Raw genomic sequence first — 12771 nt, 5'->3', positions numbered from 1 at the left:
ACCCCCTCGCGTTGTTTCAATTACAATTGCTATGACTTTAATCCGCGTACCTAAGTCTTGGGAAATTCTAGACCGAGAAATTACCCCAGAATCTGTTTTTCTCAACCGTCGTCGCTTTATGAAAGGCTTATTAGGGGCGGGGTTAAGTGCATCAATTCTCCCCCTAGCAGGCTGTCAGTCCGATCGAGACTCCGAAATTTCCTACGATTATCTTCAGGAATATTCTAACTTGGTTCGCAATCCCCGCTTTGCTCAAGTAGACCGTCCCCTAACCCCGGAGGATGTCGCCGCTAAGTATAATAACTTCTACGAATTTGGTCGCGGTAAAGAAATTTGGAGAGTTGCCCAAGCCTTACCCTTAGAAGATTGGAAGGTAGAAGTCTCCGGTTTGGTGAAAAATCCCCATACCTACGATCTCGATGAGATTAACCGCAAATTTCCCATTGAAGAACGCGTCTATCGCTTCCGTTGCGTTGAAGCTTGGTCTATGGTAGTTCCCTGGGTTGGATTTCCCATGCGCCTATTGATGGCAGATGTTGAACCCACCTCCCAAGCCAAATTCGTCCGCTTTACCTCCTGGTTTGATAAAGATGTCACCTCTGGGCCGGGTTGGCTCGCCCCACCGCACTTGCCTTGGCCTTATACTGAAAGCCTGCGAATCGATGAGATGGCGAACGATCTCGCCTTTTTCGCCACCGGAATTTACGGCCACACTCTCCCCAAACAACATGGGGCCCCCATCCGGGAAGTGATTCCTTGGAAATATGGCTATAAAGGGGCGAAATCTGTGGTCAAAATTGAGTTTGTAGACACTCAACCGGCCACTTTCTGGAATACGGTGGTCAAAAGCGAGTACGACTTTGAAGCCAATGTCAACCCCGATAAACCCCATCCCCGTTGGTCGCAAGCCAGGGAAAAAATCATTAGTTCAGAAGATTCTCTCTCCTGGAAACGGGTTCCAACGCTTCCCTATAACGGTTATGGGGAGTATGTAGCACACCTCTATACCTAGGAGGATGGGGGGATGGGAGGATGGGGGAAAGCGAGTGAGGTTGGGTCAAGCCTAGCGCGACCCAACACCACCCAGCAGGTTAAATTTCACAATCTCTATGCTAAGTGCGATCGCCACCCTATACATGGGGAAAGTGAGTAGGTTGGGTCAAGCCTAGCGCGACCCAACACCACCCAGAGGAAAGTTAAATTTCACAATCTCTATGCTAAGTGCGATCGCGCGACCCAAGAGCGAGATACTTCTGCGCCATAATGTTTGTGAACCCCATTATTGGAGGGTCAAGCCAATGGGACACCAACCCAGTTTAATTGAATGCCAAGATTTCTTTGAACCGCCCAGAGTCGATCATCTGATTACTGAAGACGATACACCTGTGGATAATTTCGCCTCAGAAAAACAACAACGCCTGCTTGTTAGCGCCCTCTACAGTTCTTGGCGAGAACAAACCTTTTTAGCGGCTGCTAATGTCGGCGTATTTAATATTGATGACAACCCGGCAATTGTCCCAGATGTTTTGTTAAGTTTAAACGTCACCGTCCCCGAAAACTGGTGGGAAAAGAAAAATCGCGCCTATATGGTTTGGCGCTTGGGTAAACCCCCCGATGTCGCGATTGAAATTGTCTCTAACCGCGAAGGGAACGAACTGGATAAAAAGCTCAACATCTACGAACGCGTTAGAGTGAGTTACTATATCGTTTATGACCCCAATCAACAGATCGGCGACCGAGTTTTACAAGCCTACGAATTGCGGGGAATGAGGTATGCAGAAATCTCCCCAGAATGGCTAGAACAAGTGGGTTTAGGTGTAACCCTCTGGCAAGGTGAATTTGAAGGAAGACAAGATAGCTGGTTGCGCTGGTGTCAGCGGGATGGAACGCTGTTGCTGACGGGCGATGAACGGGCGAATAATGCTGAACAACGCGCCCAAAAGCTAGCCGAGAAGTTACGCGAATTAGGGATTAATCCTGATTCGCTCTAAAGTTATCTGTCAACCTCTATTGAGGGTAGTTAATGATTTTATCGACCTGCCCTCAACACCTGTTCAGCCGTCAGTTTTAAGTCTGGAAAGGTTAAAGAGACGAGAGTTTGATTTCCCCGAAACTGCTGAATTTCATACTCTCCATTGGCAAGCGTACAGATAGAGAGGGTGGGTTGTTTCGGCTTGCCAATGTGTCGAGTACCGCCCAATCCTGCGTAGTCTGCAATCCAATATTCAGGAATCTCTAAAACCGCATAATCTTCGACCTTACGGGCATAATCATTTTGCCAGTTGCTACTCACAACTTCTGCTACAAATTTAATCGAACTGCCTAGTGTTAGGATTGATTGGTCAGACCATAGGGGTTCTTGGATCGGTTCATTTCGATCGATGACTGCAACATCAGGTCTAAATGCGGTCATACCCGTATTAGAAGGGCGTAATAGTCCTCGCTGAAGGACAAACCAAGATAAGCCAATTCTATCGATTTGGACGCAGATTTTTGCAGTCATGAAAGCTACAATCTCTTCATGCAAACCTGTTGGTTCCAAGTCGAATACCTCGCCATCAATCAGTTCATAGCGGTTATCATCTCCATAATGGGTAAGAAACTCGTCAAAGCTGAGGGGTTTCTGTTGTAAGGATTGGCTGTTCGCAACAATCATAGGTCAACTTAGCCCGATCGCTACTGTCAGTCTACCAAATCGCATCGGGATAAGTGCGATCGCATCTCGCCACAGTTTAACCCAACTGGGTATCTTGAAATTCTTGGATGCGTTGCCCTACTTTTTCAATTAAATCGGGACAATCAGCATCAAACCATTCTATCTGAGGATTGGCTCTAAACCAAGTGCGCTGGCGTTTGGCAAATTGGCGCGTATGTAAAATGGTTAACTCTATGGCTTCCTCTAGGCTAATTTTGCCTGCGAGATATTGTTTAATTTCTTGATAGCCTAGCGTATTCAGTAAAGGGAGATCGACTCCATATTTCTGACAAAGATATTCTACTTCAGCAACAAATCCGTCGGCGATCATTTGTTGAGTTCGGCGAGCAATTCTGGCGGTTAAATCTTCGGTATCTAAGCCAATTTGTAAGGTAGAATAGAGAGGAGGATTTTCACCTTGTTGCTGAGAAATGGGGCAACCCGTGACATAGAAAACTTCTAGCGCCCGTAAGGTTCTTACAGAGTCATTTTCATGAATCTTTTGGGTTGCTTGGGGGTCTACTTGTTGCAACATGGCATAACATTGAGATTGACCGAGGGAAGCAAGTTGCGATCGCAATTCTGTCTGGGGTGCAACTCGCGGAATCTTCATCCCCCGCACAACCGACTTAATATAGAGTCCTGTTCCCCCAACGAGCAAGGGTAAAATGGAGTCTTGGTGAAACTTGGCAATCAACCGTTGAGCCTGTTCTTGGTAATCTGCAACCGTCAGCGTTTCCGTCGGATCGCAGATATCAATCAACTCATGGCGAACGGACTGGCACTCCGCCTCTGTTGGTTTCGCCGTCCCAATGTTAAACTCTCGGTACACCTGGCGCGAATCTGCACTTAAAATGACGCTACCAAGACGCTGTGCCAGTTGTAATGCTAACCCAGACTTCCCCGTGGCTGTCGCCCCACAAATTACAATTAGCCCCTGTTGAGACATGGCAGCCAAACACCCCCCTCTTCAAACTCGATTCTAACCTAGGTGCATCCCCCAGAAAAAATTAAGCTAAAACTGCCCTAATGTCGCCTGCAACCCATTTGTGTTAGAATTTTCGAGTGTTTTTCCCTCAAAACCAGATTTGGGCCACAAGAGCGCCCCTAATAGGAGAATCCCATACATGACCAGTAGCTACAGCGCCGATCAGATTCAAGTTCTGGAAGGTATTGAACACGTTCGCAAGCGACCAGGGATGTACATTGGCTCAACCGGGCCAAGAGGACTCCATCATCTAGTTTACGAGGTTGTGGATAACTCGATCGATGAAGCTCTGGCCGGCTACTGCACTCATGTGGAAATCGATCTCAATGCCGACGGTTCCGTCACTGTTACTGATAACGGACGGGGAATTCCCACAGACGTTCACCCCCGTACTGGGAAATCTGCCTTAGAAACGGTGATGACGGTTTTGGGTGCAGGCGGTAAGTTTGGCGGTGGCGGTTATAAAGTCTCCGGCGGCTTACACGGCGTTGGGGTTTCTGTCGTCAATGCTTTATCAGAATGGGTGAAAGCGACCATTTGGCGGGAGAAGAAAGTCTTTACCCAACGCTACGAACAAGGAAAACCCGTTGGCGATATTGCCAATAAACCCCACAAAGAAGGCAATACTGGGACGCAGATTCAGTTTAAGCCAGATATCCAGATTTTCACGACTGGGATTGAGTTTGATTATGCGACCGTGGCGGGTCGCCTGCGCGAGTTAGCGTTTTTGAATGCTGGCGTTAGGATTACCTTTACGGATCATCGCCAAAGCGAACCCCGCGAGGAAATCTATTTCTATGAAGGGGGAATTCGCGAATACGTTTCTTATATGAACCGGGATAAAGACGCGTTACACGAGGAGATTATCTTTATCCAGGGGGAACGCAATAACGTGCAGGTGGAGGTGGCCTTGCAATGGTGTTCCGATGCTTATAACGATAATGTGTTGGGGTTTGCCAATAATATTCGCACCATTGACGGCGGAACGCACTTAGAAGGGTTGAAGGCTGTTTTGACGCGGACGATGAATGCGATCGCGCGCAAGCGGAATAAACTTAAAGATGGCGATCCTAACCTGGCGGGTGAAAATATCCGCGAAGGCTTGACGGCGGTGATTTCTGTTAAGGTACCCGATCCAGAATTTGAAGGTCAAACGAAAACCAAGTTAGGGAATACGGAAGTACGCGGTATTGTAGATTCCCTGGTGGGTGAAGTGCTGACTGAGTATCTGGAATTTCGTCCGGCGGTGGCGGATGCGGTTCTAGAGAAAGCCATCCAAGCCTTTAACGCCGCAGAAGCCGCTAGACGCGCTAGGGAATTGGTACGCCGCAAATCGGTGTTAGAATCGTCAACGCTACCGGGTAAGCTAGCTGATTGTAGTTCGCGAGATCCTTCAGAATCAGAGATTTTTATTGTAGAAGGGGACTCGGCTGGCGGTTCGGCGAAGCAAGGCAGAGATCGACGTTTTCAAGCAATTCTGCCGTTACGCGGTAAGATTCTCAACATCGAGAAGACTGACGATGCCAAAATCTACAAAAATAATGAAATCCAAGCCTTAATCACAGCATTGGGGTTAGGGATTAAAGGCGAAGAGTTTGATTCCTCTCAACTGCGCTATCACCGCATTGTGATTATGACTGATGCGGACGTGGATGGGGCGCATATTCGGACGCTGTTGCTAACGTTCTTCTATCGCTATCAGCGGTCTTTGGTGGATCAAGGCTTTATCTATATTGCTTGTCCGCCATTGTACAAGTTAGAACGCGGTCGCAGTCATTACTATTGTTATAGCGATCGCGAATTGCAAGAACGCATCCGCGAGTTTCCCGATAATGCCAATTACACCATCCAGCGGTTTAAGGGGTTAGGGGAAATGATGCCAACTCAACTCTGGGAAACGACGATGAACCCAGAAACGCGGGCCCTCAAACAAGTGGAAATTGAGGACGCAGCCGAAGCCGATCGTATCTTTACGATCTTAATGGGCGATCGCGTTGCCCCCCGTCGCGAGTTTATCGAAACCTACGGCCCCAAACTCAATCTTACCGATTTAGATATCTAAGTCCAGTTTGACGGCTAGCCCATCCTCTCTTTGGGTGGCTAGCCGTTTTTAAAAACTAATACCCATTAGACTTCACAGTTTAGGACGAACCTCAAAAGCCAGTTGCGAACGGTAGAAACAAACCTCAAATTCTAGAAAAAAGTTCATTCGTCCTAACAACAGAGGCGCATCATTGGATGCACTCCAGGCAAATACTAACCGAACAGGGTTAAAGTTATCAATTACCGCAGAAACTAATAATCCTCGCGCTTCCACCGTTGCTAAGTTACCTGCGAGCGTTACAGCAGTTGTCTGTTCTTCCCACACCGCAGCCAATTGAATGCCAAGATTGTAAGGTAATACATTGACGCTTGCACCCGTATCAAGTAGTCCTGAAGCTTCGACTGTCACTTCTCGGTAAGTGAGGGATAAGGGTAATAAAGGAAGTACATCAGTGCGATCGCATTCCCATACTATCCCCAGTTTCTACAATCTCTAATTCCCATCGCTCGCTCCCCATTGAAAATCCATTGCGTGAATTTGGGTTATCAACTCTGAAACTGTAGAGTTAGGTGCGATCGCATTGTAGAAAAGGTTTTGCGCGGTTGCAAAGGCTTCGGAGCCACTGCGATCGCTCGTATGGAAGATGAGGCGGTTGATTTGCGCCAGATGTGCCGCTAGTAGCTGCAAGAGTGCCATTAAAACGCGATTTCCGCCAAAAGCGCCGCATCCCCAGAAACCCGTGTGGATGGCGATATTAAGATCCTCTGAGTCTAACCGAGCCGCCGTGAAGCCAGTAAAGGCGGTGGTAAGAATATGCTCAATTTGCTTTTGCGTGTAGGAACCCGAACGGCATGAAGGCGCTGATATGGCTAGGATATTAGTTACAGTAGGCGGATTTAGGGGTTTTGTGGCTAGCGCGATCGCCTCTGTTGTTGCGCGTGCAAAGTGATTCCCATATAAGCCAAAAGGTCGCTGTTGCGAGGCATCGGGGTTAGTTGCGATCGCGCATCGTCGTTCTACCCCCCGCACCAAAACAGGCGTAGGCCCCCCTTTTTCTGCCGTGAACAGGTTAATCTCATTCGCCAGCAGCGCCTCCCGCAAGGAAGCCAGCGCCGGATGTTCGGCCACTTGCATTTCATCCTGAGCAAATAAGGGACTGCCATAGGCATAGAATAGATCGAGATCGGCAAAATTGAGATACCATTCCATCTCTTGACTGTTATGGGAAGGTTCGTATTCAAAATAGCCGGAATATTCCTCTAAAACGGTTTCACCAGAAGCCGGAAGACCTTCGGGTAACTTCATCCCTCGCCACCGGGAAAAGCATAACGTTCCCCGATGAACCGAACCCGGAGGACAAGCAATATCGTAAACAACTTGCTTATTAGAGTCATACAGGTTTGGCGGATAGGTTTCTACAAGCTCTTGAGTATTAAAGGCGTGGCGACAAATCAAGTTGTCTAAAAGTTCGCTCACTTTTACCACCTTTCCTAGACAAGGACAAGCCTTTAATACATTTCAATATAAAAGTTTTTGCTTCTTAATATATTAAAGTTTTAGCCAATTTTGATGAAAGCTGGCTTAACTTTTGTAACCTCAAAAAAGACGAAGCATAATTTGTCAATTATACCTCAATAATCTGCTCCCCAAAGATAAACAAAGCATTTTTTACTATTTTTTCATCTAAAAGGCACTTGCCAACAAGGTAGCAATATTCGGGGTTTATTTTACCACAAAAGCTTGAATTCAGGTTTTTTAGTGACAATTTTCCATTGAATAAACTTAAATTAAAACAACGCTTAAGTAGAAAAAATCGCTCGATCAATACAGATTTTTAAGGAGAGAATAACCTGCAAATAAGGCTGATAATATAGGGATGGATCGAGAGGGATAAAAAACCATGATTCAAGCAGCTCAAGAAAAACAATCATCCGGTTCAAAAGAACAAGCGTTTGTCCTTTGGTTTGAAGAAGTTGGAATTGCAGATATTCCTTTAGTTGGCGGAAAAAATGCCTCCCTCGGCGAAATGATCCAACAACTAACCCCCCAAGGCGTCAGTGTTCCTACGGGTTTTGCAACGACAGCTTACGCCTATCGCTACTTTGTGAAAAAAGCAGGCTTAGAAGAAAAACTACGTCAATTATTCTCTGATTTAGACGTAGAAGATGTCCTGAACTTAAGAGAACGAGGCAAACAAGCCAGGGCCTTAGTTCTCAACACGCCATTTCCCGAAGAATTGCAAAGTGCGATCGCCTCTGCGTACAAGAAACTCTGCGAACGCTACGGCTACGACCCGCAATTTTGCAGCCGCTTTGGCCCCGACTATCAACAACAATGCGAAGACTACAGCCAAGACACAGACGTAGCCGTTCGTTCTAGCGCCACCGCCGAAGACCTCCCCGACGCCAGCTTCGCCGGACAACAAGAAACCTACCTCAACGTTCACGGCGTCAAAGGCGTTCTCGAATCCTGTCACCGATGCTTCGCCTCCCTATTTACAGACCGCGCCATCTCCTATCGCACCATCAAAGGATTCGATCACTTTGAAGTTGCACTCTCCGTCGGCGTCCAAAAAATGGTGCGTTCCGACCTCGCCTCCTCCGGCGTCATGTTCTCCATCGATACTGAAACTGGGTTCAAAAACGCCGCCTTAATTACCGCCGCTTACGGCCTTGGAGAAAACGTCGTTCAAGGGGCCGTCAACCCCGACGAATTCTTCGTATTTAAACCCACCCTCAAAGAAGGCTACCGCCCGATTTTAGAAAAACGCCTGGGTAGCAAAGAAATTAAAATGGTCTATGACCTGGGTGGTACCAAACTAACAAAGAACGTCTCCGTTACTGAAAGCGAACGCGGTAAATTTGCCGTCACCGATGATGAAGTCCTGCAACTGGCGAAATGGGCCTGCATCATTGAAGACCACTACAGCAATGTTCGCGGCCAATATACTCCGATGGACATTGAATGGGCCAAAGATGGTCTAACCGGCGAATTATTCATCGTTCAAGCACGTCCTGAAACCGTCCAGTCGCAAAAATCTGCTAACGTCCTCAGAAGCTACAAACTCCAAGGAACAGGCGATGTCGTTGCACGGGGTCGCGCCGTCGGTGAAATGATTGGTCAAGGGAAAGCGCGAGTCATCCTCGACGTTCACCGCATTGATGACTTCAAAGCGGGTGAAGTGCTTGTCACCAACAAGACAGACCCCGACTGGGAACCCATCATGAAAAAAGCAAGCGCTATTGTCACCAACCAAGGAGGACGCACTTGTCACGCCGCTATTATTGCTCGCGAAATGGGAATTCCTGCTATTGTCGGTTGCGGTAGCGCCACCACCGATATCGTCACCGGACAAGAAGTAACTGTTTGCTGTTCGGAAGGGGAAGAAGGCAAAGTTTATCAAGGTTTGGTTCCCTTTGAAGTGCAAGAAACCCAACTCGATAACTTGCCACAGACGCGCACGAAGATTTTAATGAACGTGGGCAACCCAGAAGAAGCTTTTGGTCTAGCTTCCATGCCGTGCGATGGTGTAGGTTTGGCCCGGTTTGAGTTCATTATTGCCAACCACATTAAAGCGCACCCGTTAGCGTTGATTCACTTTGACCAACTTGAAGACAAATCGGTTCAGAAAGAAATTGCCGAACTGACGGCTTTGTATCCCCACAAACCTGATTTCTTCGTGGATAAACTGGCGCATGGGATTGGGATGATTGCGGCAGCGTTCTATCCAAACCCGGTGGTGGTGCGGATGTCGGACTTCAAGAGCAATGAATATGCCAACCTCCTCGGCGGTCGTCAGTTTGAACCGAAAGAAGAAAACCCGATGATTGGCTGGCGGGGTGCCTCGCGCTATTACGATCCGAAGTATGCGGCCGCCTATGGGTTGGAATGCAAGGCGCTGAAACGGGTCCGCGATGAGATGGGATTAACGAACGTTATTCCGATGATTCCCTTCTGTCGCACGCCAGAAGAAGGCCGCAAGGTGTTGGAGGTGATGGAACAAAATGGCCTCAAACGCGGCGAAAATGGTCTGGAAGTTTACGTTATGTGCGAAATTCCCAGTAACGTAATTCTGGCGGATCAATTTAGCGATGTGTTTGATGGTTTCTCGATTGGTTCTAATGACTTAACGCAGCTAACGTTAGGGTTAGACCGCGATTCGTCTCTGGTGGCCCATATCTTTGACGAACGCAATGAAGCGGTTAAGCAAATGGTGCGGATGGTGATTGAAACAGCCAAACGCCGGAATCGCAAGATTGGCATTTGCGGCCAAGCACCCAGCGATTATCCTGAATTTGCCCGGTTCTTAGTTGAGTTGGGGATTGATTCAATTAGTTTGAACCCGGATTCAGTGATTAAGACGTTGTTGGATATCGCCAAGGTGGAAAATCTCCAATAGTGTCTCAAGTTTAGGATGAGCGTTGAATTCATCCTTCTCGATAACAGCCCTGGTAGGTTTCTACTAGGGCTTTCTTCACTTATCCAAGCGTTGAAATTGCGATCGCCTATCCAGAAATTCGCTCCTCTTTTTCACTCTCCTGCCATTTCATTAGCACATTATAATTATATTGGCAAGTAAAAGAGTAGCCCACCACGATTCAGGCTAGCTGTATGGTTACAAGTCCTTTGATATTAAATTTAGATACCGTTCACCTGACAGACGAACAGTTTTATCAGTTATGTCAAAATAACCGCGATTTAAGCTTTGAACGTACAACTAGAGGAGAATTAATTGTTATGCCACCCGTAGGAGGCGATAGTGGAAGTCGAGAAGCTGACCTGATTGCCGATTTAGTCATCTGGAATCGACAAACTAACCTCGGTTATACCTTTAGTTCCTCCACTGTATTTAAGTTACCCAATGGTGCCGATCGTTCCCCCGATGCGGCTTGGATTCAAAGGGAACGCTACTCAGCACTCACCCCCGAACAAAGACGCAAATTCCCTCCGATTGCACCCGATTTTGTCATCGAATTAAGGTCAGCAACAGATGATTTGCAAACGTTGCGTTCCAAAATGCGAGAATATATGGATGCCGGGGTGCGATTGGGATGGTTGATTAACCCCCAACAACAACAAGTAGAAATTTATCGCCCAGGCGAAGAGGTGGAAGTGCGAAATCTTCCTACAGAATTATCAGGTGAAAATGTATTGCAGGGATTTAGCTTGAATCTATCTCTTTATTAACGTTATTCACGGGTACTCATAGCGGTTCTAACTGCTTTGGCGATCGCTATTTGACCTCCTCAACTCCACGCTATTGATGAAATTGGGCATCAATAACCTCATCCCAAAAGGTGGGGTCATCGGGGGAGGGGGGTGCAGGGGGAGGAACTTGGGTCAAGATACGGCGACCGATGTCTCCTGCAAGGGCAGAAAGAGCTTGCATAGTGGAGACTGTGGTGGTTTCTTCGCTAAAGCGCACCAGGCGTTGAGCTAACTCTACATGGTGGGTGGGATTCTCTAGCAGAGGCGCGCCAAAGCGCTGCAACCATTCGACAAATTGAGACTCTTCTAGATTTTTAGCGATGAAGTAGCCTTGAATTCTACCGCGACCCCAGCCTTGGCTGACACCTTCTAGGAGTTGCAGAAATAAGGATTCGCATTCCGAGTCGGTGCAGATGCGGGGGGTTCTGGAGGTGGAGGCATCCTCTGAAGGGGAAGGTTGCGGGGAACGACCCAATAGTCGTCCCCACCACTGCTTAATCCATTGCCAAAGTTTGCGGAACATGGGTTTAACGTCGATTGGCGGTGGCTTCTGCGGGTTCTACGGGTAAACCTTCCGGACGGTTGGGGGAGGGAAGGGGCGCTTGTTCGAGGATGGGAGTAGGAGGAGTGGCAGAGGGAACGCTAAAGTGCTGATAAGCGGCGCGAGAAACCTGGTAAATGAGTTCTTCTGCGGTGGGGTCGCCAAATTCTCGTTTAACCATAACGGCGATCGCATAATGTTTTCCAGTCGGGGTATCGACTAAACCCATATCGGCCAGCAACACGCCGAGGGTGCCCGTTTTATTGGCAAGTCTGGCCCCTGGCCCTAGACCGCTTTTGAGTAACGGAGCGGTTTCGGTGCGTCCCATGATGTCGAGAATGCGATCGCGCGATCGCCCTTGTACCCAATCTCCTCGATTGACAATTGCCATAATTTGTGCTAGCTCTTGAGGACTGGTGAGGTTTGTCCCCTCAATATCCGGGAGCGGATTGTTCAAGGTGGTGATTTTTAATCCCCAACTGCGGAAGCGTTGGTTGAGGGCTTCGGCACCACCCAAACGCTCGATCAGCATATTAGTCGCCGTGTTATCGCTGATCGTCATCATCTTAGTGGCAACATCTAAGGCGCTGTATTGGGTTCCCGCCGGTTGATACTGCAAATCGCCAGCACCCGTGGCAATATGTTCGGGTTTCATGACCAGCATTTCCTCTAGGCGGATTTTGCCAGCATCCACATCTTGGAAAAAGGCAACCAGGATCGGGAGTTTAATGGTACTCGCTGCTGCATAAGTCTGCGTGCCGTTGAGATCGACGTAGGCACCCGTATCGAGATCGATCAGGAAAATACCGGGAGACAAATTTGCATATTGTCGGGCGATCGCGCCTAGGGAATTTTTCAGCGGTTTCAACTCAGATTTCAGCGCGAAGCCGCTCAAGTTTGTACCGCCAAATTGCGCTAAGGTCCACGAATTTTGAGCCAAACTGTGACTCGTCTCGGCGGCTTGAGTTTGCACCACCGGGGCGGAGTTAGCGGCAGAACGCTGCAACGCCAAATCCCGACCGGCGGGATCTAAGACCGAAAGCCAAGTTCCGGCGATCGCCCCAATCCCCACGCCCAAAATCAATAACCGCGTCCCATACATAAAAGGGGACAAAGGCTTGCGTTCCGGGGGGCGAGAGCGGACGCATTCCCGCTCTTTGTCGGGGATCGCGAGCCGCTCCATTGCCCGGTTGAGTGGGGGCGCGCGGCGGATGGGCATTTTGGGGATTGCGTTTGGGGGCGCTGGCGAGGATCGCGTGGCGCTAGGGGGGGCGTCTTTCCTCGCTTTGGGGGGC

The 12771-nt window shown here is 48.5% G+C and carries 11 protein-coding genes; 5 read left to right on the top strand and 6 right to left on the bottom strand.

What is annotated here, in order from left to right:
- Positions 1–31: 31 nt before the first annotated feature.
- Positions 32–1012 carry a protein-methionine-sulfoxide reductase catalytic subunit MsrP gene (gene msrP, locus QQ055_RS04740; RefSeq protein WP_283360422.1) on the top strand — a complete coding sequence of 327 codons (981 nt, stop codon included), beginning with the start codon at positions 32–34 and terminating at the stop codon, positions 1010–1012.
- Between the two features lie 286 nt (positions 1013–1298).
- Positions 1299–1991, top strand: a complete 693-nt coding sequence (locus QQ055_RS04735; protein WP_284474312.1) for a Uma2 family endonuclease — start codon at positions 1299–1301, stop codon at positions 1989–1991.
- Positions 1992–2029: 38 nt separating this feature from the next.
- Here QQ055_RS04735 and QQ055_RS04730 read toward each other — a convergent pair whose 3' ends face one another.
- The gene (locus QQ055_RS04730) at positions 2030–2656 is read right to left on the bottom strand and encodes a Uma2 family endonuclease (protein WP_283360420.1); all 627 of its coding nucleotides are present in this window, start codon (positions 2654–2656) and stop codon (positions 2030–2032) included.
- A 76-nt stretch (positions 2657–2732) separates the two neighbouring features.
- On the bottom strand, positions 2733–3644 hold the full coding sequence (gene miaA, locus QQ055_RS04725; RefSeq protein WP_284474345.1) for a tRNA (adenosine(37)-N6)-dimethylallyltransferase MiaA: 912 nt from the start codon (positions 3642–3644) through the stop codon (positions 2733–2735).
- Positions 3645–3822: 178 nt separating this feature from the next.
- Here miaA and gyrB point away from each other — a divergent pair, with 178 nt between their 5' ends.
- Complete coding sequence (gene gyrB, locus QQ055_RS04720) at positions 3823–5745, top strand: DNA topoisomerase (ATP-hydrolyzing) subunit B (protein ID WP_283360419.1); 1923 nt, start codon at positions 3823–3825, stop codon at positions 5743–5745.
- Between the two features lie 72 nt (positions 5746–5817).
- On the opposite strand, the gene QQ055_RS04715 is transcribed toward gyrB, so the two are convergent.
- Complete coding sequence (locus tag QQ055_RS04715) at positions 5818–6207, bottom strand: retroviral-like aspartic protease (RefSeq protein WP_349775318.1); 390 nt, start codon at positions 6205–6207, stop codon at positions 5818–5820.
- A gap of 12 nt (positions 6208–6219) precedes the next feature.
- A complete protein-coding gene (locus QQ055_RS04710; protein WP_284474311.1) occupies positions 6220–7203 on the bottom strand; it encodes a hypothetical protein in 984 nt (327 codons plus the stop codon).
- A 424-nt stretch (positions 7204–7627) separates the two neighbouring features.
- Between QQ055_RS04710 and ppsA the strand changes: the two genes are divergently transcribed.
- Positions 7628–10126, top strand: a complete 2499-nt coding sequence (gene ppsA, locus QQ055_RS04705) for a phosphoenolpyruvate synthase (protein WP_284474310.1) — start codon at positions 7628–7630, stop codon at positions 10124–10126.
- A gap of 212 nt (positions 10127–10338) precedes the next feature.
- Entirely contained in the window at positions 10339–10914 is a 576-nt protein-coding gene (locus tag QQ055_RS04700) for a Uma2 family endonuclease (protein WP_284474309.1), read from the top strand.
- A 70-nt stretch (positions 10915–10984) separates the two neighbouring features.
- On the opposite strand, the gene QQ055_RS04695 is transcribed toward QQ055_RS04700, so the two are convergent.
- Positions 10985–11458: a hypothetical protein gene (locus QQ055_RS04695; RefSeq protein WP_284474308.1), complete on the bottom strand. Its 474-nt coding sequence runs from the start codon at positions 11456–11458 to the stop codon at positions 10985–10987.
- A 4-nt stretch (positions 11459–11462) separates the two neighbouring features.
- Positions 11463–12771: serine hydrolase (locus QQ055_RS04690; protein ID WP_286004285.1), on the bottom strand; the 1309-nt coding region annotated here is incomplete at its 5' end.

Source organism: Geitlerinema calcuttense NRMC-F 0142 (genome assembly GCF_030285425.1).
The sequence above is the reverse complement of the archived record's forward strand: the minus strand, read 5'-3'. Positions and strand labels throughout refer to the sequence as shown.

Excerpts from the sequence above, each read along its gene's own strand:
- msrP (WP_283360422.1), top strand. The coding sequence starts at position 32 with ATGACTTTAATCCGCGTACCTAAGTCTTGGGAAATTCTAGACCGAGAA.
- QQ055_RS04735 (WP_284474312.1), top strand. The coding sequence starts at position 1,299 with ATGGGACACCAACCCAGTTTAATTGAATGCCAAGATTTCTTTGAACCG.
- QQ055_RS04730 (WP_283360420.1), bottom strand. The coding sequence starts at position 2,656 with ATGATTGTTGCGAACAGCCAATCCTTACAACAGAAACCCCTCAGCTTT.
- miaA (WP_284474345.1), bottom strand. The coding sequence starts at position 3,644 with ATGTCTCAACAGGGGCTAATTGTAATTTGTGGGGCGACAGCCACGGGG.
- gyrB (WP_283360419.1), top strand. The coding sequence starts at position 3,823 with ATGACCAGTAGCTACAGCGCCGATCAGATTCAAGTTCTGGAAGGTATT.
- ppsA (WP_284474310.1), top strand. The coding sequence starts at position 7,628 with ATGATTCAAGCAGCTCAAGAAAAACAATCATCCGGTTCAAAAGAACAA.
- QQ055_RS04700 (WP_284474309.1), top strand. The coding sequence starts at position 10,339 with ATGGTTACAAGTCCTTTGATATTAAATTTAGATACCGTTCACCTGACA.
- QQ055_RS04695 (WP_284474308.1), bottom strand. The coding sequence starts at position 11,458 with ATGTTCCGCAAACTTTGGCAATGGATTAAGCAGTGGTGGGGACGACTA.